The sequence below is a fragment of the Enterobacter sp. 940_PEND genome (assembly GCF_001059415.1).
Taxonomy (GTDB): Bacteria; Pseudomonadota; Gammaproteobacteria; order Enterobacterales; family Enterobacteriaceae; genus Enterobacter; species Enterobacter cloacae_M.
This window is the reverse complement of record NZ_JUMS01000112.1, coordinates 1-22090: the sequence shown is the minus strand read 5'-3', so window position 1 is coordinate 22090 and position 22090 is coordinate 1. Positions and strand designations below refer to the sequence as shown.

The 22090-nt window shown below is 56.8% G+C and carries 21 protein-coding genes; 7 read left to right on the top strand and 14 right to left on the bottom strand.

Features of this window, described 5'->3' with window-relative positions; all coding sequences use genetic code 11:
* Positions 1-42 precede the first annotated feature (42 nt).
* From ADJ24_RS15725 to ADJ24_RS15710, 4 genes are all read right to left on the bottom strand, one after another.
* A complete protein-coding gene (locus tag ADJ24_RS15725) occupies positions 43-462 on the bottom strand; it encodes a FimD/PapC N-terminal domain-containing protein (RefSeq protein ID WP_048702915.1) in 420 nt (139 codons plus the stop codon).
* 2 nt (positions 463-464) lie between these two features.
* On the bottom strand, positions 465-959 hold the full coding sequence (locus tag ADJ24_RS15720) for a fimbrial protein (RefSeq protein ID WP_160311365.1): 495 nt from the start codon (positions 957-959) through the stop codon (positions 465-467).
* Between the two features lie 164 nt (positions 960-1123).
* Positions 1124-1651 (bottom strand): fimbrial protein, encoded by a 528-nt coding sequence (locus ADJ24_RS15715; protein ID WP_048702912.1) that lies wholly within the window; start codon positions 1649-1651, stop codon positions 1124-1126.
* 382 nt (positions 1652-2033) lie between these two features.
* The gene (locus ADJ24_RS15710; protein WP_023311837.1) at positions 2034-2939 is read right to left on the bottom strand and encodes a LysR family transcriptional regulator; all 906 of its coding nucleotides are present in this window, start codon (positions 2937-2939) and stop codon (positions 2034-2036) included.
* A gap of 117 nt (positions 2940-3056) precedes the next feature.
* Here ADJ24_RS15710 and ADJ24_RS15705 point away from each other — a divergent pair, with 117 nt between their 5' ends.
* On the top strand, positions 3057-4457 hold the full coding sequence (locus ADJ24_RS15705; RefSeq protein WP_023311838.1) for an MFS transporter: 1401 nt from the start codon (positions 3057-3059) through the stop codon (positions 4455-4457).
* 39 nt (positions 4458-4496) lie between these two features.
* On the opposite strand, the gene ADJ24_RS15700 is transcribed toward ADJ24_RS15705, so the two are convergent.
* The 6 genes from ADJ24_RS15700 to ADJ24_RS15675 form a co-directional block, all read right to left on the bottom strand.
* A complete protein-coding gene (locus ADJ24_RS15700) occupies positions 4497-4982 on the bottom strand; it encodes an Hcp family type VI secretion system effector (RefSeq protein ID WP_023311839.1) in 486 nt (161 codons plus the stop codon).
* 21 nt (positions 4983-5003) lie between these two features.
* Positions 5004-5249 carry a hypothetical protein gene (locus ADJ24_RS25610; RefSeq protein ID WP_134866180.1) on the bottom strand — a complete coding sequence of 82 codons (246 nt, stop codon included), beginning with the start codon at positions 5247-5249 and terminating at the stop codon, positions 5004-5006.
* A gap of 166 nt (positions 5250-5415) precedes the next feature.
* Positions 5416-5808: a polymorphic toxin type 44 domain-containing protein gene (locus ADJ24_RS15690; protein ID WP_032668456.1), complete on the bottom strand. Its 393-nt coding sequence runs from the start codon at positions 5806-5808 to the stop codon at positions 5416-5418.
* A 272-nt stretch (positions 5809-6080) separates the two neighbouring features.
* Positions 6081-7076 carry a DUF2891 domain-containing protein gene (locus ADJ24_RS15685; RefSeq protein ID WP_023311840.1) on the bottom strand — a complete coding sequence of 332 codons (996 nt, stop codon included), beginning with the start codon at positions 7074-7076 and terminating at the stop codon, positions 6081-6083.
* Positions 7077-7085: 9 nt separating this feature from the next.
* Complete coding sequence (locus ADJ24_RS15680; protein WP_023311841.1) at positions 7086-8072, bottom strand: DUF979 domain-containing protein; 987 nt, start codon at positions 8070-8072, stop codon at positions 7086-7088.
* On the bottom strand, positions 8069-8791 hold the full coding sequence (locus ADJ24_RS15675) for a DUF969 domain-containing protein (RefSeq protein WP_023311842.1): 723 nt from the start codon (positions 8789-8791) through the stop codon (positions 8069-8071). The genes ADJ24_RS15680 and ADJ24_RS15675 overlap by 4 nt, the downstream gene beginning before the upstream one ends.
* Positions 8792-8991: 200 nt before the next feature.
* On the opposite strand from ADJ24_RS15675, the gene ADJ24_RS15670 reads away from it, so the two are divergent.
* On the top strand, positions 8992-9537 hold the full coding sequence (locus tag ADJ24_RS15670; protein ID WP_023311843.1) for a winged helix DNA-binding protein: 546 nt from the start codon (positions 8992-8994) through the stop codon (positions 9535-9537).
* Positions 9538-9539: 2 nt separating this feature from the next.
* On the opposite strand, the gene glgX is transcribed toward ADJ24_RS15670, so the two are convergent.
* The 3 genes from glgX to treZ are packed head-to-tail and all read right to left on the bottom strand — an operon-like array spanning position 9540 to position 15883.
* On the bottom strand, positions 9540-11615 hold the full coding sequence (glgX, locus tag ADJ24_RS15665; RefSeq protein WP_023311844.1) for a glycogen debranching protein GlgX: 2076 nt from the start codon (positions 11613-11615) through the stop codon (positions 9540-9542).
* A gap of 15 nt (positions 11616-11630) precedes the next feature.
* A complete protein-coding gene (gene treY, locus ADJ24_RS15660) occupies positions 11631-14099 on the bottom strand; it encodes a malto-oligosyltrehalose synthase (RefSeq protein WP_023311845.1) in 2469 nt (822 codons plus the stop codon).
* Positions 14096-15883, bottom strand: a complete 1788-nt coding sequence (gene treZ, locus ADJ24_RS15655) for a malto-oligosyltrehalose trehalohydrolase (RefSeq protein ID WP_023311846.1) — start codon at positions 15881-15883, stop codon at positions 14096-14098. Before treZ ends, treY begins: the two co-directional genes overlap by 4 nt.
* Positions 15884-16015: 132 nt before the next feature.
* On the opposite strand from treZ, the gene ADJ24_RS15650 reads away from it, so the two are divergent.
* From ADJ24_RS15650 to ADJ24_RS15635, 4 genes are all read left to right on the top strand, one after another.
* The gene (locus ADJ24_RS15650; RefSeq protein WP_023311847.1) at positions 16016-16543 is read left to right on the top strand and encodes a GNAT family N-acetyltransferase; all 528 of its coding nucleotides are present in this window, start codon (positions 16016-16018) and stop codon (positions 16541-16543) included.
* A gap of 86 nt (positions 16544-16629) precedes the next feature.
* Complete coding sequence (locus ADJ24_RS15645; RefSeq protein ID WP_249427548.1) at positions 16630-17379, top strand: 5'-nucleotidase, lipoprotein e(P4) family; 750 nt, start codon at positions 16630-16632, stop codon at positions 17377-17379.
* Positions 17380-17520: 141 nt separating this feature from the next.
* The gene (locus tag ADJ24_RS15640; protein ID WP_023311849.1) at positions 17521-18507 is read left to right on the top strand and encodes an MBL fold metallo-hydrolase; all 987 of its coding nucleotides are present in this window, start codon (positions 17521-17523) and stop codon (positions 18505-18507) included.
* 1 nt (position 18508) lies between these two features.
* A complete protein-coding gene (locus ADJ24_RS15635; protein WP_032668444.1) occupies positions 18509-19420 on the top strand; it encodes a LysR family transcriptional regulator in 912 nt (303 codons plus the stop codon).
* Here ADJ24_RS15635 and ADJ24_RS15630 read toward each other — a convergent pair.
* A complete protein-coding gene (locus ADJ24_RS15630) occupies positions 19411-20295 on the bottom strand; it encodes a LysR substrate-binding domain-containing protein (RefSeq protein ID WP_023311851.1) in 885 nt (294 codons plus the stop codon). The two genes, ADJ24_RS15635 and ADJ24_RS15630, sit on opposite strands and share 10 nt — an antisense overlap.
* A gap of 112 nt (positions 20296-20407) precedes the next feature.
* Between ADJ24_RS15630 and ADJ24_RS15625 the strand changes: the two genes are divergently transcribed.
* Positions 20408-21895 (top strand): UbiD family decarboxylase, encoded by a 1488-nt coding sequence (locus ADJ24_RS15625; protein WP_023311852.1) that lies wholly within the window; start codon positions 20408-20410, stop codon positions 21893-21895.
* The last annotated feature ends 195 nt before the right edge of the window (positions 21896-22090 follow it).

The window sequence follows — 22090 nt, the reverse complement described above, 5'->3', positions numbered from 1 at the left end:
CTCAAAAACACCATCATACACTAAATCAGTAAGTTGGCACCATTACCCGGCTCTGGCTACCATTCCTTCCAGAGAATGAAGATTCAGACACTGTCCGTTATGCCACCATGAAACACCTTTAACGATGGACTCTTTCAGGCCAATTTGTAAGACATGCTCGGCTGTGAGGCAAACTTCGCTCCCTTTCGGATCATCTTCAGGCGGGAAATACTCTACCGTCTGATCCGGTATGTCGGTTTTATTGACCTTTAGCGTAAGCTGATACTTGCCGGGCATTAAATAACCCGCCCGGGAAAACTGGCTTAAATCAACATTATTCCGCTCTTTAATGTCGAGTACATCAGTATTAAATTCGACATTATCTTCAGCGTGAACGCCTTTTACTGCCAAAAACGCAAGAATTACACCAACCGCTACAGGGTGTAACTTGCCCAGAAAGATGGTTTTATTGACTTTTTTCATTTTCAAAAGTAATCAACTTTGAAACGTATCGTGGCCGTATACTCACCCGCTTTCAGGCGGTCGCGATTACCCATAAGACGCAACTGGTATTTAAGAATTTGTGAACCGTTGCTCAATGTACCCGGAGGGAGCGCTTTCCCTGGTTGCGCCACATTTCCGGCGTCATCCGTAATTTCAAGCCCTACGCCTGATGCGCCGTCAACGGAAAAAAGTCCATCTGAAGATGGACCATCAAACGTCGTCTGGAAATGGGATGACAGGGTTTGCGCATCCTTATTTATATGCAGATTGCAATTGACCAGCGTTAACGAAAAGGGATTTTTATTTCCACGACCGTTGTGAATAATTTCACCCACGGTCGTGGTCATTATTTCAATGCTTTGCTCACGATCGACGGTGGCGATAGCGCATGGTGTATCAATTATACTTCCCTGCATATTGACAATGCCGTGGCCTTGATCGGCCTGTGCATGGCGAGGGTTATGTGCCGCCGCCACGCACGGTATCAATATACAGGGAAATATAATCACTCGAAGTCCAGATAATAATATCATTAAAATACACTCTGGTTTCATGAAAAAAAGTGCCAGTGATTAAGACAATTAACTAATCACCGGCACAATAACAGGGTTAATTACTTGCGTAATAAGTCATGCCGGGATTATGGGTAATCCAGTGCGAAGCTGGCAATGGCCTGGAATTTACCCGGGACGATTGTCGCAGACGCGCCATCACCCTTAAGGAAAGCAGCAAACGTCAGGTCGTTATCACCATTCAGCAGTGCCTGCGCCGGAGAAGCCTGGCCCAGTTTAATCGGAGTACCGGTGTCCGTCGTAATTGCAACAGAAGCACCTTTTGCGGTGCCCTGAATACCGAGCAGATCCGGGTTAGCCGCAGATGCGGTGCCAGAGAACGTGGTGGTCACTGTCTTTTTGGTTGTCGTATCACACTGTTGCAGTTTGATAGCGAAAGCCTGTGGAATAGATGTGCCGCCATCTTCCAGCGCCAGGTTAGAGATCTGACCCAAATCAACGGTTTGATCAGCACTGTCTGGTGTAATGGAGCAAGGCGCATCAATAATAGAACCCGTAAACGTAACGGTACCATGTCCCTGATCTTTTGCATTCGCATTTGCGATCATAGCACCAGCTATCATCGCAATCGCGAGAGCGATTTTCTTTGCCTTCATATAAGAACTCTCTTCAATAAGATATTGCCCATTTGGGTTCATTGCTTTCTCAGTTTTCTGACAAGAGCAATGTGTATATATTCTTTCTTTTCGATGGGGTCGCTTCAACAACAACACAGTGTCAAATGAGACTCAAAAAAGATTATATAATGGCAAGATATGCAGGCTTGAGGGTTTCAATCCATCTCTGTTCTCGGGCCGCTTATTTCAGAAGAACAAAAAGAATTGACGTTATTTTAGTTACAGGGGAATTGATATGGCTTATTTATATTAGTGGTTAATTTAATAAGATGCAATACGCAGGCGTGCTGGCTAACCGCCGAATAATCCCACCATCACGCGGGGGAAAGCACGAGTGGGCTTGCCATCGTGAACCCCATCGTCAGCGCACAGCGCGGCACACCTCCAGTACCTTCTCCCTGAGCCAGCGATGCCCCGGATCCCTTTCCATGCGCGGATGCCACATCTGCGACACCGTAATGCTCCGGGTTTTAAACGGCAGTTCAAAGACGTGCACGCGCTCGTTCATCGGCTGATTGAGCAGGTATAACGCCGGCACCATGGCAATCAGATCGGAGACCAGCGCCACGGATAACGCCGTCGGAAACCCGGGCACCACGCTGGCGATCTTGCGCTTTATCCCCCGTTCCGCCAGCGCGTCATCGACAAACCCGTGCAGCGATCCGTCCGGTGAGGCCACCACGTGGCCCCACGCGACATAATCGTCAAGGCTGACGTCAGGCTGTAACGACAGCGGATGTCCCTTGCGCACCGCGCCAACAAACCGATCCTGAAAGAGCCGCTGCAGCCGTATTTCCGGCCCCATATTGCTCTGCACGCCGATCTCCAGGTCGACCAGCCCCTCACGCAAATAGCGCGAGGTTTTTTCAGGTTTCGGCGAGAAGCGGATGCACACCCCGGGCGCAACGCTCGCCACCGCCGCAATCAGCAGTGGCCCAAACGCCACCACAAAACCGTCGTTGGCTCTGATGGTGAACAGCCGCTCGAGACTTTCCACCTTCAGCGCGTCGGTGGAGGGCTGCAGCACAGCCCTCGCCTCATGCACGGCGCTTCTGGCGCGGTCCCGCGTGGCTTCGGCCCAGGGCGTCAGCACCATATGACGACCGGCCCGCACAAGAATAGGATCGCCTGTCACCTCCCGCAGCCTGCTCAGGGTGCGGCTCATGGCGGAGGTACTGAGGTTCAAACGTCGCGCCGCGCCCGCCACGCTGGCTTCTGCCAGCAAAACGTCGAGCGCAACCAGAAGGTTAAAATCAGGATCGGACACGGTAGCTCCTCAGATATGGCGTTACATGCAATGATTAAGTGCAAATGCTGCGTCTTCCGCCCTGTATACCGCATGATTATAGTTTCGTCATCACGATTCTTATTCGGAGTAACGACGATGACGCTCTTTTCAAACCAGCCCGGCGATGAGGGCTTACCAGGGCATGAACGCGCCAGGGTGATGGCCGCCGTTATGACCACCACGCTGATGGGCGTCTTTGACGGCACCATGATCAACATCGCGCTCCCCTCCATGGCAAGAGCGATGCAGGTTCCCGCGAACGTTGCGGTCTGGTTCGCCAACGGTTACCTGCTGTCAGCGGCGATGACGCTGGCCATTTTCGCCGCACTGGCGGCACGCGTGGGCTATCGCCGGGTATTTCTTGCCGGGCTTGCCACCTTTACGCTCACCTCGCTCGGCTGCGCGCTGGCAACAACGCCGGAAATGTTAACCGGGATGCGAATTCTGCAGGGCATCGGCGGCGCGGCCACCCTGAGTATCGCCCCGGCGATCCTGCGCTCCGTTTTTCCGGGGCGGCTGCTGGGCCGTATTCTGGGGCTGCACGCCCTGCTTATCGCCTCCAGTACGGCGATTGCCCCCGTGCTGGGCGGAACGATACTGGACGCGCTGAGCTGGCAGTGGCTGTTCGCCATTAACCTTATTCCGGGCAGCATCGCCCTGCTGCTGGCATGGCGGGCCTTGCCGCGGGAATCGGCCATTGACCGCACTCCCTTTGACGCGCCGGGCGCCGTGCTCTCCGCCGTCCTGTTAGGTTCGGCGATCATGCTGGCCGACAGCCTTCAGCACATGACGAAAAACATCAACCAGGCAGCCACAGTCTGGGGGCTGCTCACGCTGGTCAGCGCCCTCGCCTTTATCTGGCGGATTCGGCGCGCGCAAAGTCCCATACTGCCGCCCGTCATGTTCAAAAACGGACGCTTTACCCTCGCAGCCCTGACCTCGCTGGCCTCGTTTGTCAGTCAGGGCATCACCTTTGTCGCGCTGCCGTTCCTGGTTCAGAGCGTGTATGGCTACAGCCCGGTGGTGTCGGCGCTGCTGTTTACCCCGTGGCCGATTGGCATCGTGCTGATCGCGCCGCACGCGGGTCGCTGGGCGGATACGATCTCCGCGCCGCTGATCTCGACCCTCGGGCTGATGGTATTTGTCGGTGGGCTGGTCCTGCTGGCCACCCTGCCGGACAATCCTTCCGCGTGGAATATCTGCCTGCGCAGCCTGGTTTGCGGGATTGGCTTCGGCTGCTTCCAGAGCCCCAATAACCGGGAAATGCTCTCTAACGTGGCGCGGGAATATGCCAGCTACGCCTCCGGCGTGTTGTCGATTGTGAGGACATTCGGCCAGTGTCTCGGTGCCGCCGCGGTGGGCGTGCTGTTGGCGACGACCGAATCAGACCATGACCGGGCCGTGCATTTTGCGCTGTGGATAGCCGTGATAGCCTCAACGGGATCGGTGTTATTTAGCGTGAGTCGGCTGCGCCCTGCAGTTCGGGCATCAGCGTAAACTGTTGCAGCGCCTTCCGGCGCTGCTCGTTTATAACGCCTACGCTGTAAGGCGTTCATTCCACGCATCAGTGTATTGAATATTTCCGTCCAGGATTTTCCATGTGATTTTTGCGTATCGCAAAGATACATTTTCCAGGTGACCAGTACCGGGACAATCTCTTGTATCATGCATAACTGGAGTTATTGAAATGACTTTCACACCTTCCATAAGAATATTGAAGTATTCCACTTCCTGACCAGCATCATTGATGTGATAGAACTTTAATTCAGCACTTTGAAGCGTTTGACCTGTAGCCACTGCTTTGTATAGATAGGGTGAAGATGAATCAATTGCTTTTGTTAAACTGAAAGCTGAGTGTTGCCTTGTACCTGTAAGTTTACCTGTTGCCTCATCTGTTGGAATGCTCAGGTTATGGATCAGATCTCTAAGCTCTATGCTTCCTTCACGGTCTGCAACATCAGAACCGCCACGGATCATTGCTCCACCATCGTCTTTCAAAAAGAGGTGTACTGGTACAGCCATTTCTAAAACTCCTTATGCTAATTAATCTCTTATTCCATTTGCTATGAGGTTAATTACAGGCATGATCGCTACACCATCTGCATAGAACAGATCCGAATTAGTGAATGAATAAACCTTACCTGTGATTTTTATATTTACCGTGTTCCCATAAGCAGAAGCTGTAACATTTCTTGTATTGGCTTCAAGGAACGGCGATCGATCTTTAAGGGCCTTTATAATGTTCCCGCTGTTGTCTTTATCTAAATAGAAGCGGTAAACATCAGACACCGTAGCTCCTCCGTCATCATACTTTGTTATGTACAGTGTGACGGTATCAGATAGTTTCTGTTTGCTGACAAAGCTATCGTGAGTAGGTGCATTAAAATAGTATTGATATGTCAGAAACCCACAAACAACGATCAATAAAATCGTTATGAGTAAACAATGAAGCCGTTTAATAACCGTGTTTCTTTGCATATTCAATCCCTTGACTTATCCAAAACTGATCGTGAGGATCATCCCCATATGGCGGTTTTTGATACCAGTGTCCCCATTTCTTTTTGGAGGTTTTAGCTCTTTCCTGCGCCCATCCTGCCCCCATCAATAACGTTTCTGATGGTATCCCGGCAGCATAGCCAGCCGAACCATAATTGAAGTTCCCAAAGTTCGCTAACTCAGGGTGTCCCTGCTTGTAATCCCATGGCCCCTTATTTCTTACTTTTTGATAAAACCAAAGATAGGTTGTAGGAATAGCCATATTTCTACTCATACCATGCGCTCTTGCAATCCTCATGTTTGCTAATGCAAGCGCGATTCCTTCTTTTGGTAACAAAGGTATAACAGCCATATTAACCATTCTTTTCACAAGGATATATGACCGCGTATCGTACACTTTTGCGATAGTAAAAAAGATATCTGTTTCGAGACAAATGACGGAAAAATAACCTATTAAGAAATTAATCGCATTAAAAATCAAAGAAATTTAGGCTGCGTCCTGCGGTTCGGGCATCAGCCTGATTCGCCCGGCGGCGCTAAGCTTGCACGGGCCAACAAGGGAGCTTTGCACAATGTAGGCCGGGTAAGCGCAGCGCCACCCGGCAAGAAAGACGGTGCGTTCGTTTACTCCAGCGCCAACAGCGCAAAGCTCGCCAGCCAGTGCCCGCCGCTGTAGTGGCTGCCGACCACATGCTCTACGCTTGCGGCCAGATGCTTCGTCACCGCCTCGCGCAGCGCTGGTTGTGCCGGATGGTTAACAGGGAGGGCTCTGGCAATGTGCTTCATGCACCAGGCGCGGCTGAGGTTTAACCCGTCGAGATGGGCAATTTTCGGGTCGGTACGATCGCTCACTTCCGCCGGATTCATCAGTGCCGCAACGGAGCCGACATCCGGCAGAAACGCGTCAAACCAGGCCGGGAAGTCTTTTAACACCTTGCTCATCAGCAGCGCCTCGGTCAGCGCCCCGGAAATATACTCATCGCCGCCCGGTTCGTAGTGCGCAGGATAGCGCGTGTCGGCGAGATAAAACCGCTCCGCCGCCGTCACAATCGCCTGTTCAAGCGCGCTATCTTCCACGGCGCGGGCGTAATCCAGCGCCAGCGCGAGGGCAAACGCGGTGTTGTAGTGCGTCCCGACGCGGATCGGATAGGTGAGCTTGCTGAGGTAATCCACCAGCCGGTTACGAATATCCAGGGTTAACGGCTCAAGCGTCCGATACCAGCCTGCGGCCTGCGGCAGCGACGACTGCTTTAGCTCCTGGGCCAGCGCCAGCAGCCAGCCGTAGCCATACGGGCGCTCAAACGAGGCGCGGAACGGCGCGGTGAAATAGGCCAGCTCCTTCGCCACGTTCTCTACGGTCAGATGCTCGTCGACAAGCGCGACGATCGCGTCACGGCTTGGCAGATCCGGGTAGAGGCGCAGGCAGCGCAGCAGCAGCCAGTAGCCGTGTACCGCCGAGTGCCAGTCGAAACAGCCATAGAAAACCGGGTGCAGCTCGCGCGGCGGCAGTACGTCGCCATCATCATTCAGCAGGTGCATGATGTGGTTCGGATATTCCTGTCGCAAATAGGTTAAAGGCATGCGGGCAAACGCGTCGGCCTGATGTTGCGTTAATTCCATAACAGCTCCTTAGCGAAACACGAGGAAATACATGAGGAACACGTTCACCACCAGCAGGGTTAACGCGGTCGGGATCTGGATCTTGATCACCTGATATTTGTCTTTCAGCTCCAGCAGCGCGGCGGGAACGATATTGAAGTTCGCGGCCATCGGCGTCATCAGCGTGCCGCAGTAGCCCGCGTACATGCCAATTGCCAGCAGCGGCGCCGGGTTGCCGTGATGCACGTTGATCAGAAACGGCAAGGCGATCCCCGCGCTCAGCACCGGGAAGGCCGCAAACGCATTCCCCATAATCATGGTAAACAGCGCCATCCCCACGCAGTAAATCACCACCAGCATAAAGCGGTTATCCGGGTTAACGAACAGGCTCACCACCTTCTGCACCGAATCACCGGTGTTGGCCGCTACGAACACGCCGCCGAGCATGGCGAGCATTTGCGGCAGGATCACCGCCCAGCCGATGGTGTCGACAAGACGACGAGACTGACGAATGGCGTGCAGCGGCGTGCCTTTGGTCAGCCACCAGCCGGTGAGGATCGCCGCGACGCAGGCCACGCACAGCGCCGCGAGGGTGAGCTGTTTCTGATCGAGCAGGAACACGCCGCCAATCGACACGCCCTTCAGGAACAACGTGCCCAGCACCGTCACCACCGGGATCATCAGTGCGGGCAGGAATAGCCAGTTTTTAAGGCGGTTTGACGACGCGAGACGTTCGTCTTCGGTGGACATTTTATAGTGCCCTTTCCCGACGAGACCAAAACCCGCCAGCAGCGCGATAGCGATAACGCCCCCGCCGATAATCCGGTACGCCAGCCATTTACCCAGCTCCTGCACCATCAGATCGCCAAACAGGAAGATCCCGCCAAACAAGAACCAGAACAGCGCAGTAGTAAAACGCTTCGGATTGGCGCGATCGCGCAGGGTCATCACAACCAGCAGCATCACGACGAAGCCGATCAGGTAGTACACGCGGTTAATGGTGATAAGAGTCATCATTGCGTGGCCTCCTGCGAGCTCTGCTCTGCACGCCAGGCCATGACGTCACGACGGATGCTGGCATCGAGGCGCAGCAGGCGCGTCATATGAATAACCAGTGCCGCGATGGCGGTTGGGATGGCCCACAGGCCGATATGCAGCGGTTCGATGCCCGCAATACCGTTTTCTTTCAGGAACGCGTCGATCAGCAGCACCGCCCCGAAGGCAATAAAGATATCTTCCCCAAAGAAGACCGCAATGTTGTCGCACGCGGCGGCATGGGCTTTGATTTTGTCGCGGATGTGCTGCGGCAGCTCGCCGTATTCGTTCAGCGCCGCCCCTTCGGCCATCGGCGCCAGCAGCGGGCGCACCGTCTGAGCATGACCGCCCAGCGACATCAGCCCCAGCGCGGCGGTGCCTTCACGGGCGACAAAATAGAGCATCAGAATACGCGCCGAGGTGGCGCTGGCGATCTTCGCCACCCAGGCCTGGGCACGCTCCTTGAGACCGTAATATTCCAGCAGACCAATCACGGGCAGGATCAGAATGAAGGTCGCCAGCGATCGGCTATTCACGAACTTTTCGCCAAAGGTCTCCAGCAGCATCCCGAAATCCATACCGACCAGCAGACCCGTTGCCAGCCCCGCCACCACGACCACCAGCAGCGGGTTGAAGCGCAGTGCAAAACCAATAACCACGATCGGTATCCCGATCAGCGGCAACAGCGTAGTACCGTCCATAACGTTTACCCTATCGAAAGTGAGCGTTGCGCGCCGACGGCTATTTTTTTAATTTGCGGCGAGCGATGTTGTGTTTTGTTGGCAGGCTTCGCAAAACCTGCGCTAAAAAGCTATATCTGAACCTCAAAAACATGTAAACAAATTATCAATAAAATGTTCTTATTTTATCGATGAGTTTACATTTCTGGCTAAGGAACGTTATGACCTCGAAAAAGAGTGCTTCACCCGATCGCGACGATATCAACGATGGCCGGATCGTCTCTTCCCGCCATCTGGTGTCCGAGCGCTGCGCGGAGCTGTCAGAGCTGGAGTACGCGCTGATCATGACCAGCAACGCGTTCAATAAATGGATGGTGCGCTGCATGACGGCAGCCGGCGAACCCGATATGGGCGCATTTGACGTCTCGCTGCTGCATCATGTGAACCACCGCGACCGCAAGAAAAAGCTGGCCGATATCTGCTTCGTCCTCAACGTGGAAGATACCCACGTGGTGACCTATGCCCTGAAAAAGCTGGTCAAAGCGGGCTACGTGACGAGCGAGAAAGCGGGTAAAGAACTCTTTTTCTCTACCACGGAGGAAGGGAAAGCGCTGTGCATGAAGTACCGGGACGTGCGGGAAGCATGTCTGATTGCGATCCACGCGGAGAGCGGCATAGCCGGGAAGTCGATTGGCGAAACCGCGCAGCTGTTACGCACGATCTCCTCCCTGTATGACACCGCCGCCCGCGCGGCGGCATCACTCTAGGGCTAAGGACGTCTGAACAGCGTAATACTGCGTCCGGCCAGTTCGTACTCTACGGTTTCGGTGAACGCTGTCCCGGCGGCAGCGCCATCTGCCGTAGACAACTCCAGCACCCATCCCCCTTCGCCAAACTGCGGGATCTGGAAAGGCACGGTGCCTTCAAACGGGTTGAACAGCATCAGCACGTCGTGCCAGATACCGTCCTCCTGCCGCAGATCCGGCCTGCTGATGGAGACGCCAAGCGTCGAACCTTCGTCCCACTGCTCGGCCTGCTGCGGACCGCCTCCGGCATTGAACCAGCGGATCTCCAGCCCGTCGCGCCAGCTCTCACGGCGCAGCAGCGGCTGCTGAGCGCGCAGGGCAATCAACCGCCGGGTAAACTCGCGCAGCGCTGCGTCGTTTTCGGATAGCCCCTTCCAGTCGATCCACGAGATCTCGCTGTCCTGGCAGTAACCGTTGTTGTTGCCCTTCTGCGTGCGGCCAAACTCGTCCCCCGCCAGCAGCATCGGCGTGCCGTGGGAAAACAGCAGCGTGGTCAGGAAATTACGCTTCTGTCGTTCGCGGGTAGCAATAATATCCGGGTTCTCCGTCGGCCCTTCTTCGCCATAGTTGTACGAGCGATTGTCATTATGCCCGTCGTTATTGTCCTCACCGTTGTCGGCGTTGTGCTTCTCGTTGTAAGACACCAGGTCATTCAGCGTAAAGCCGTCGTGAGCGGTGATGAAGTTAACGCTGGCCCACGGACGACGCCCGCGCAGATCGTACAGATCCCCGGAGCCCAGCAGGCGTGCTGCAAAGTCGGTGGAGACGTTATCGCCCTTCCAGTACTCGCGTACGGTATCGCGGTATTTGTCGTTCCACTCACCCCAGCCCGGCGGGAAACCGCCGACCTGATACCCGCCGGGACCGATATCCCAGGGTTCACCAATCAGCTTGAGTCTCGATAACACCGGATCCTGCGATATGGCGTCGAAGAAACCGCCGCGCGGGTCAAACCCTTCCGGCTCGCGGCCCAGTATCGTCCCCAGGTCGAAACGAAAACCGTCAATATGCATCGATTCCGCCCAGTAGCGCAGCGAATCCATCACCATCTGCAGCACGCGCGGGTGCGAGGTATTGACCGTATTTCCCGTCCCGGTGTCGTTGATGTAGTACCTGTGCTGGTCCGGCAGGGTGCGGTAATAGCTATAGTTATCAATCCCCTTAAACGAGAGCGTGGGGCCAAGCTCGTTCCCTTCCGCCGTGTGGTTGTACACCACGTCCAGAATGACCTCAATGCCCGCGTCATGATACGCGCGTACCATGTCGCGAAAGCCCTGGATCCCCGCCGGGCCGTAGTAGCGCGACGCCGGGGCAAAAAAGCCGAGCGTGTTATAGCCCCAGAAGTTCTTCAGGCCGCGGTCAAGCAGGTGCTGATCGTCGGGGAACCAGTGAACCGGCAGAAGCTCCACCGAGGTGATGCCAAGACTCTTGATGTAGTCGACCGAGGCTTTGTGTCCCATCCCCTCAAACGTGCCGCGCAACTCCTGCGGGATGGTCGGGTTCATCTGGGTAAAGCCCTTCACGTGACTCTCATAGACGACGGTATGCGGCCAGGGCACGTTTGGCCGGCTGTTGTCCTGCCAGTCAAAGGCATTCGGGTCGATGACCTTGCATTTCGGCGTGAACGGCGCGCTGTCACGCGTATCAAAGCTCAAATCTAACTCGTCATGCCCCAGCTCATAGCCGAAATGGGCGTCGTTCCAGTCGATATCGCCCACCAGTTCTCGGGCGTAGGGGTCGATAAGCAGCTTGTGCGGGTTAAAGCGGTGACCGTTTTCCGGATCGTAGGGCCCATAGACGCGATAGCCGTACAGCGCACCGGGTTTCAGGTCAGGCACATAGCCGTGCCAGACCTCATGGGTATATTCCGGCAGTTCCAGCCGGGCGATTTCCGTTTTTCCGGACGGGTTAAAAAGACAGAGCTCTACACGCTCGGCGTGAGCGGAGAACAGCGCGAAGTTAACCCCTTTTCCGTCATAATTCGCTCCCAACTGCTGGCCATGACCGGCCCGAATTTCAAACGTTATATCCTTTGCCATTTTCGTTCTCCACGATTATTCGCAGGTAAGCAGAACCAGTACACATCCCTTTTCTGACGTTAAATCCAGCGTCTCTTGCAGAATGCGGCTTTCACCGCTGAACAGGTCCCGATAGCGCTTCCCGACCAGTTCGTCGGGTATCGCTACCGTGGTATTGATCCACAGCTGATGATTATCGGTGACATCAAAAACCAGACGCGGCACGGCGACAATCAGCGCCTCCTCGTCCTTAACGCGCGCATAGACAATCAGATTCTCCTCGCGCTCGCCGGAGACCTTAAGCGGCAGCCAGTCGCCGTAGCGGAATAGCGCGTCGTAGTGTGGTCGAAGCCGCAGCAGCGTGGCGGTGACGAACTGCTTAACGCGCCCGTCTCGCCAGCAGGCCGGGTTGTCAAACACCGAGGCATCCGCCGCGCTGAGGTTGTGCACCAGCGCGTTGAAATCCGGCTCCCGCCGGTTATCCGGGTCGACAAGGCTAAAGTTAAGCGCCTCGCTGCCCTGATAGATATCCGGCACGCCGGGAGCCGTCAGCTTGATCACCGTCTGGCTGAGGCTGTTCATCAGCCCGGCCCGGATAAAGGGCTGCATCGCCTCGCTAAAATCCTGCAGGAACAGCGCGTTGTCCGGCGAAAGCAGGTGCCGCGCGTAGCTCAGCACCACGCTCTCATAGCTCTCGTTGCTGTCGATCCAGTCGGTGCGCTGTTTTGCCTCGCGCAGCGCTTTCTCGAGGAAGCCGATAAAACGCGCTTCCAGTGATGCAAGCCCTTCAGCGTCGTCCGGAGACAGCGTGGCGGGCCAGACGCCCGCCAGCGCCTGATAGATCATCCAGGTATCGGCGGCGTTCGGCGCGGTGCCGTCATTGAGAAAACGTACCTGGGTCTGGTTCATCTGTCGCCAGCGGGCCAGGTTCTCACCCCAGCGTTCCGGCGCTTCCGTCAGGGTGTAGAGTCGCGCCCGGGCGTCTTCTCCGCGTTTGGTATCGTGCGTGGAGGTGCCCAGCAGCGCGTCGGGCTGTCGGGCCAGACGAATGCGCATCTCCTGGTGGAAGCGGGATAATGAAAACGCGCGCGGCGTCGGGTCGGCGCCCACTTCATTGAGCGCCAGCTCGAGGTTGTGGCGGAAGAACAGCGTATCTTCAACGGACTTCGCCATCAGCGGCCCGGTAAGCTGCTGGAAGCGGGTTCTGAAAAGCGCGGCGGACTCGCGACAATCTTCCGGCAGGTCGCCGGTAAGAATGCGCACAAGCAGGCTCAGCGCCGCTTCAGACGTCTCCACGCTGGCGACCACGCGGTTAAGCAGCACCACGTCAGGCGGGGTTAATCCCTCCCGGGTGCCGTAGGTGCGGTAGACCGGAAAGGCGATAAGCAGCTCGCGCAGCGCGTGGCGGATCTCCTCGCGCGGCAGCGCAACCTCATTGCGGCGGGCCAGATCGTCAGCAAGGTTAAGCAGCGTGGTGAACTCACCCTCAAAATTGCGATCGGTCATCAGGCCCTTGGCATCGCGCAGTTCCGCGTGGCGATCGACCGTTATCCCCAGCGTTTCGTCGTGGATGGTCTCCAGGCGCGACAGGTTATCATCGTCGACCAGCACTTCCGCCAGCGAGGCGATAAACTCGTAGCCGGTGGTGCCGGATACCGGCCAGTCGGCGGGGAGCTGTTCTCCCTTCGCGAGAATTTTTTCAACCGTGATATAGCAGTCGGGCCCGGTTTTCTGCCGCAGGCGCTGCAGATAGCCCAGCGGATCGGCCAGGCCGTCGACGTGGTCAATGCGCAGGCCGTCCACCACGCCGGCGTGAACCAGCTCCAGGATCAGCCGGTGCGTATCGTCGAAGACCGCGTCATCTTCAACCCGAACGCCGACCAGCCCGGTGATCTCGAAGAAGCGCCGCCACGACAGCTGCTTCGGCGCTTCCCGCCAGGACATCAGCCGCCAGCTTTGCGCTTCATGCAGTTCAGCGATGCTCTTATCCTCGCTGTACGTGCCGGGGTTGAGCGGATACGCCGTGTCGTAATAGACCAGAGAGGCCTTTCCCATGACAGTGTCACTCTTCAGGGTGATGGCCCCCTTCTCCAGCTCCGCCTCAAAGGTGTCGCCGAGGAACGGCAGCGTTAGCGGGCGCGACTCGTCGATATCGAAATAGCGGAAATAGCGGCTCTGCTGGCCGTATTCAATTACGTCCCGCCACCAGGCGTTTTCCAGCGAGGTGGACATATGGTTCGGGACAATGTCCAGAATCAGCCCCATGCCGGCCTGCTTAAGCGCCGCGGCCATGCGGTCGAAACCGTCTCGTCCGCCGATCGCCGGGTCGATTTCATTCGGGTTGGTCACGTCATAGCCGTGGGTGGAACCCGCTGTGGCGGTAAATACGGGCGACGCGTAGAGATGGCTGATGCCAAGATCTTTCAGGTACGGCACCAGCGCCGCAGCGCGGTCGAAGGTCATGCCGTTACGAAACTGGATGCGGTACGTGGCGGAAGGGATCATAACGATGCTTCTCCATCAGCAAAGCGAACGACAATACCGTTCGGGGGTAAAACGTCAGTGACTTCAGGCCAGGCAAAGCGCGTCTCACCCGCGAGATCGGGCAGCGCGGCGGGCTTATTACCGATATTCAGCGCCAGAGAGAGCGTCCCCGACGGGAAATGCCAGCTCACCGCCACCATGCCGGGCGCGGTCTTGATTACCTTGCCCTCAACGGCGCCGCCATGACGCAGAAGCGGAACGATATGGCGATGACGCAGCGTCAGCAGGTGGCGCGTGAAGCGCAGCCACGTTTTGCCTTCGTCGGTGGCAATCTTATTCCAGTCGAGTTTTGAACGGATGAAGGTGTTCAGGTCGTTCGGATCCGGGACGGTTTCATCGTGCCCGGCATGGCCGGTAAACTCTTTCGCGCGCCCTTCCCGCACCGCCTTTGCCAGATCGCCGTGAAAATCGGTGAAGAACAGGAACGGGTGCGTTTCACCAAACTCCTCGCCCATAAACAGCAGCGGGATATGGGGGGAAAGCAGCAGCGCTGCAAGCAGCACCCGCGTCTTGTCGGCACCGGCCAGGGCGATCAGCCGCTCGCCCTGGGCGCGATTCCCGGTCTGATCGTGGTTCTGAATAAAATCGACGAAGAACTGCGGCGGCTGCGTCTGGCACTCCACTCCGCGGGATTCGCCGGTTTGCAGCGAAATCTCGCCCTGGTAGACAAAGCCTTCCGCCAGCGCCCGGGCGAACTTTTTCTCCGGCTCAAAGGCAAAATCCTGGTAATACGCGTGGGTCTCGCCGGTGGCAAACACGTGGGCAGCGTTGTGGAAGTCATCATTCCACTCGGCGGTGAACAGCGGCGTGTTGCCCTGTTCATCGCGCGGATGCAGGAAAATCACGTTGCGGCTGTCTTCCGTGGTCAGGTGAACGTGGCGGTGCGGGATCGCCTCGCGGATTTTAGCGGCAATCTCCTCCAGAATGTGCGTCTCAGCGCTGTCTTTAATCTGGTCGATGGCGTCAAAGCGCAGGCCATCCAGACGATACTCCGTCAGCCAGTAGAGCGGCGCATCGGTGATGTACTGCCTCACCGGCTCGCGTTCGTAAGCGATGCCGTTGCCCCACGGCGTCATCCGATCTGCATCAAAGAACGCGGGCGACAGCAGAGGCAGATAGTTCCCCTCGGGGCCGAAGTGGTTAAGCACGATATCCAGCACCACGGAAAGCCCCAGCCCGTGCGCGGCGTCGATAAACGCGTGGAAATCCTCCGGCGTACCGTAGGCTGAGTGCGGGGCGTACAGCAGCACGCCGTCATACCCCCAGCCGCGGGTACCGCCAAACTGAGAGACGGGCATCACTTCAAGCTGGGTAATACCGAGCTCTGCCAGATACGGCAGCTTGTCGATGGCGGCCCGGAAGGTGCCCTCCGGGGTAAACGTGCCGATGTGCAGCTCGTAGATAACCGTGTCTTCCCACGGCCGCCCTGCCCAGTCCCGGTTGACCGGCTGATAGCGTTGGGGATCGATAACGATGGAGGGGCCGTTAACGTCGCCCTTTTGCGCGCGCGAGGCGGGATCGGGCACCGTCATGCCGTCCTGCAGAACAAATTGGTATTCTGCACCGTGCGTGACGCCGGATACGTCTGCCTGAAACCAGCCGTCGCCAGCTGCCGTCATCGGCACGTCGGCGGCGGCCAGACGTAGCGTAAGTTCTTTCTGTCCTTCTGCCCAGACGCGAAAACGTACAACGTCATCGGAAATAAACTCAGCACCCCACTGCTTTTGAAATGTCCTGAATTCCATTCATTGTCCTCGAATGACCCACATTTTACGCGGAACGAAGTACAAGCTTAGTTCAGGATTAAAAGTGTGTTAGGCCAGCGAATTTAACCGCTTCGTCTATTCTTTATGAAATAACTCACTACCGGGAATACTATGCAGATTCGAAAAGGACTCAGTACCGACCTCACGCGCCTTGAATGCTGTGACTTTTCTTTCACCATTAGCCACATTGCGCGAGAGCCCTTTATCCACTGCGATTTGCATATCGAAGCCGTCGCCGTGCCCTGGATTAAAACCTACGAGCTCGATATCCAAACCCTTGAAAACCACTGCGTTAATCCGGACGCCATATTTCTTATTGCCGAAACGGAAGACGGGGAAATTGCGGGATTTATTACCGCGTCGATCGGCTGGAATAAGTTTATCTCGGTGGATTACATTGCTGTAGAGCGCACGAAACGCAGAACCGGCGCCGCGCAAAAATTAATGGCCGCCGCGCACGTGTGGGCCCGCAGCGTAAACGCGCCGGGATTACGGCTTGAAACACAAAATGTGAACGTTTCTGCCTGTCTGTTTTACCGCAACTACGGGTTTACCTTGGGCGGATACGATCGTTATCTCTACAACGCCTTACCGGAAAAAGACGAAGTCGCCCTGTTCTGGTATTACATGCTGGTCTAGCAACGCGGCCTTCATATTTCTGTCATTGAATTTCATTACTCTTTCGGGATTTTAACCACGGTGTTGAGGAAAGAAGTGTGAATTCAATGGCTAAGGCATTACTGCTGGCATTACCTGTTTTGAGTGCAACGGCAACCGCGACGGCTGCCGGGCACGACCTGTGTGAACCCAAAGCGTACGAAATGGCGCTGCGCTATCAGCAGAAATCGGCAGAGATCGTGGCCCTTCAGCTGCAGACGTATCGGTTTGCCACCGAGCGTTTTAACGAAAAGTTAAAAGATCTGGAAGCGCCAGAAAACTACGCCGTGGTGATGGATCTCGATGAAACTGTGCTGGATAACACCCCTCTGCTGGTGCGCGACACCGAGCAGTGTCACGACTATACAAAATGGGACACCTGGAGCGACTGGGAGAAACAGGGAAAACCCGGCTTAATTCCGGGGGCGAAAGCGTTTCTTGACCACGTGAATCAGAGCAAGGTCCGGATCTACTACGTTTCGGATCGTATGCAGGAAAACAAAGCCGATACGCTCAGGACGTTAAAAGCTCTGGGACTTCCACAGGTGTCCGATGAAAGCGTGCTTCTGGACACGGTCAGCAAGGAAGAGCGTCGCCAGAGCATCCTCAAAAAGCAGCAGATCGTGATGCTTTTTGGCGACAGCCTGCCGGATTTCGCCGTGCAGTTTAAAAATAAAAAGCCGAGCGAGCAGCAGCGTGAGCTGGTTGAGGCCAGCGCGGAACACTTCGGTAACGACTGGATTGTGCTGCCAAATGCCGCTTATGGCTCCTGGTCCAAAGCCACGCCGGACAGCTGGAACGCACCTCTGAAAAAATAACGTGTTACGAGCCGGGAAAGGCAGCATCGCCACCCGGCTTCTGCGCTGTGCTATCCACTGCGTTTATAGGTCCTATCATTTCTGGGCAGGTTCTTATAATTTTACGAAGAAGTAAGATGAGCGCTTTCAAAGGAGACTCGTATGCTTACTGTGAAAAAACTTGCTCTTTCTACGCTGATTTCCAGTTCATTGCTTTTCTACCCTGCGCTGCAGGCGGCGGCAGAGACGCCCCAGCACGTCGTTAAACAACCGGCGGGCGGATACAGCGTTCAGGTCGGCGACGTTCTGGTCACCTCGTTTACGGACGGGACCGTCGCGCAGGATCTGCACAAGCTGCTGCGGCGGACAACGCCGCAAAAAATCGATGCGCTGCTCGCGAAAAATTTCCAGACCAACCCGCCTGAAGTGTCCATTAACGCGTTCCTGATTGCGATGCCCGGACATAAAATTCTGGTAGATACGGGCTCAGGCCAGCTCTTTGGCCCCGGCAACGGCGGACGTCTGATTGAGAGCCTCGCCACCCAGGGGGTTAAACCCGAGGACATTACTGAAGTCCTGCTGACCCACGCCCACTCCGATCACGCGGGCGGCCTAGTGAAAGACGGCAAGGTGGTGTTCAGCAACGCGCGCGTTTTCGTTGGTAAACCGGACGTCGACTTTTTCTTTAACGACGAGAACCAGAAAAAAACCGGCTACGGCAAGAACTACTTTGACGTCGCGCAGAAGACCTTAAAACCCTATCTTGACGCCGGTAAAGTGGTGCCTTTTAGCGGCACATCGGAGATTCTCCCGGGGCTGACCGGCACGGTTCATCCCGGCCATACGCCCGGCTCAGCCTTCTACACGCTGACGAGCAAAGGCGAGAAGATCACCTTTGTAGGCGACATCATTCATGCCGCGGCGGTACAGTTCCCGCAGCCTGACGTGACCATTACCTACGATGAAGATCAGAACAAAGCCGCAAGCGTGCGCGAACATGCGTTTGCCGACTTTGTGAAAAATAAAGACCTGGTCGCCGCGCCCCATCTGCCTTTCCCGGGTATCGGGTATGTCACCAAAGGCGAAAACGGCGGCTATGCCTGGATCCCTGTGACCTATACCAACCGGGACGCCGGCAGCGCGAAATAAGATGACGCCCAGCCCTGACATGGACATAGACCTGATCCTGACCCTGGACGCCCTGCTTCAGGACAGGAATATCACCCATGCGGCCGCGCGGCTGGGCATCAGCCAGCCCGCGCTGTCCGCTCGTCTCGCGCGTCTGCGGACGCTATTTGGCGAACCGCTGTTTATTCCTTCCCCACATGGACGTGGGGTGCTGCCCACGCCGCGAGCGGAAGCGCTTAAGCCTCAGGTGGAGAGCGTGCTGCGCGGCATCAGCGCGCTGTTTGCCCCCACCACGTTTGATGCCCAGACCAGTACCCGGACCTTTGTTATCGCCCTGCACGAAAACCCGGCGCTGATGCTGGGCACCGGGCTGCTTAACCAGGTGGGTACCGAAGCTCCCGGTATCCGTATGCGCTTCGCCCTGCCACAGATGTCCGAACTGGCGCAGCAGCTGGAAAACGGAGATGTGGATATCTACATCGGCGTAAGCGCGGGCGCCCATGACGGCTGGGTGAGACGTAAACTGCTCGACGATACGTTTGCCACCGCCCAGCGCAAAGGCCATCCGCGCGGGACCGGAGCGTTAGACCTGGAAAGCTACTGCGCGCTCTCTCATCTGGTGGTGTCATCGGCGGGAGATCCATTTACCGGCTTTGTCGATCAAACCCTGGCCGGGCTGGGCTACCAGCGGTACGTCGCGATGTCCACGCAGAGCTACGCCGTGGCGCCTGCGCTTGTTGCCGGTACTGACCTGGTGTGCACCCTGCCGGAACGGATGCTGAAACAGTTTGCCAGCACGCTGGATCTCTTTGCGCCGCCGCTGCCGCTCCAGCCGATTACCATCTACATGTACTGGCACCCGAAAAACAGCCAGGATCCGGCGAATGCCTGGCTGCGCGAGCAGCTGCTGCAGGCCGCCGGGCGTCAGGTCTGATCGAGGGTAATCAGGAATTTTTTAAGCACTTCTGAGCGAATAATCCGGTGGCAAACCAGCGTCAGCTCGCTTTCCCGGAGCCGGTCGAGGATGTCCACGTAAACCACGTTCTCTACGCTCACCGCCTTTGCCGACGCGGGCAGCAGCGCCAGCCCAAACCCCGCCGAGACCAGGCTTATCACCGTGGGCACGTCGGTCGCGTTTTGTACCACGTCCGGCTGAAAGCCCGCCCCGCTGCAGGCATCATAAAAATACTGTTCCAGCCCCATTCCCTCCGGGTCGCGCAGGGAGATCCATTTTTCGTCCTTCACCGACGAAAGCGTCAGCGCGGAAGATCCCGCCAGCGGATGATGACGATAGAGCGCCAGCACCGTTTTCTCTGACGTGAACGGGCGGCTTTGCAGATCGTCAGGCAGCGACGGCAGCGGCGCCCGGATAATAGCCACATCGAGCTGGTTGCTCTGCACGGCCGCGTAGAGGGTCTGCACGTTTCCCGTCACCAGCGACATGGTAATGGCCGGCCAGCGCGTGTGCATATGGCGCAGCGCGGCGGGCAGCCTGCCGTCAAACATCGCGCTCGACACGCACCCCAGGTTTAATATCCCCTGCTCGCCCCTTGCCGTTTGCCTGGCGTCCAGAACCGCCTGCTCGGTGAGGGAAATGGCGAGCCTGGCTTTCACCAGAAACGCTTCACCCGCGGGCGTCAGGGTTAAGCGGCGGTTCGCCCGGCTGAAAAGCGTGACGCCTAAACGTTCTTCCAGCGCCTTTATCTGCTGGCTCAGGGCCGGTTGCGCCATGTTCAGACGCTCAGCGGCCCGGTGCATGTGGAGCTCTTCGGCCACCACGATGAAATGGCGCATCTGACGAAACTGCACGGAACGCTTCCTTTTTTGATATGAATTTACTTATCAATTTAGCATTAACGATGCAATTGATGCTATTGGTCATTGCCATAAAAATGGAGGTATTCAACCGAGGGAGGAAAATATGGAAAACAAGATTAACGATCTCCGCAGCGCCATCGCCCTGCTGCAGCGCCACGAAGGGCAGTATATCGAAACCGATCGTCCGGTCGATCCCAACGCGGAGCTGGCGGGAGTCTACCGCCATATCGGCGCGGGCGGCACGGTAAAACGTCCCACCCGTACCGGCCCGGCCATGATGTTCAACAGCATTAAGGGCTATCCGCACTCCCGCATTCTGGTAGGCATGCACGCAAGCCGCGAGCGCGCGGCGCTCCTTCTGGGCTGCGAGCCCTCTGAGCTGGCAAAACACGTTGGCCATGCGGTGAAAAAACCGGTTGCGCCGGTTGTCGTTCCAGCCTCGCAGGCGCCCTGCCAGGAACAGGTTTTCTACGCAGACGATCCTGACTTCGACCTGCGCAAGCTGCTTCCGGCACCGACAAACACGCCGATTGATGCCGGCCCGTTCTTCTGTCTGGGGCTGGTGTTGGCAAGCGATCCGGAAGACAGCTCGCTGACGGATGTCACCATTCACCGCCTCTGCGTTCAGGAGCGCGACGAGCTTTCCATGTTCCTTGCCGCCGGTCGCCACATCGAAGTCTTCCGCAAAAAGGCGGAAGAGGCCGGAAAACCGCTGCCGGTGACGATCAATATGGGTCTCGATCCCGCCATCTATATCGGCGCGTGCTTTGAGGCGCCCACCACGCCGTTTGGCTACAACGAGCTGGGCGTCGCCGGGGCGCTGCGCCAGCAGCCGGTCGAACTGGTGCAGGGCGTGGCGGTAAAAGAGAAAGCGATCGCGCGGGCGGAAATCATCATCGAGGGCGAACTGCTTCCGGGCGTGCGCGTAAGAGAAGATCAGCACACCAATACCGGCCACGCGATGCCGGAGTTCCCGGGCTACTGCGGCGAGGCGAACCCGTCCCTGCCCGTGATCAAAGTGAAAGCGGTGACCATGCGAAACCACGCGATCCTGCAAACGCTGGTGGGACCGGGAGAAGAGCATACCACCCTGGCCGGTTTACCGACGGAAGCCAGCATCCGCAATGCCGTTGAAGAGGCGATTCCGGGCTTCCTGCAAAACGTCTATGCGCATACCGCGGGCGGCGGTAAATTCCTCGGGATCCTGCAGGTGAAAAAGCGCCAGCCGTCAGACGAAGGACGTCAGGGCCAGGCGGCGCTGATTGCCTTAGCCACCTATTCGGAGCTGAAGAACATCATTCTTGTCGACGAAGACGTGGATATTTTCGACAGCGACGACATCCTGTGGGCGATGACCACCCGCATGCAGGGCGATGTCAGCATCACCAATATTCCGGGGATCCGCGGCCACCAGCTGGATCCGTCCCAGTCGCCGGATTACAGCACTTCGATTCGCGGAAACGGAATTTCCTGCAAAACCATCTTTGACTGCACGGTGCCGTGGGCGCTGAAGGAACGCTTCGAGCGCGCGCCGTTTATGGAAGTGGATCCGCGTCCGTGGGCGCCGGAGCTGTTCGCTGATAAGAAATAGGGAAAGTTTCGGGCGTATGGCCAGCAGGTCATACGCTGATTTTCTTATCAAGCGTGGCAATATTTTTATCTGCCTTTCTCTCCACCGAGAAACGATCGACGCTCAGCAAAATGAGCATCAGCCCCCTGCCGCTCTCCAGTAACGGCGAGATTTCGCAGAAGCGGTCTCGTCGGGCGGCCTCAAGCCGCTCCAGCG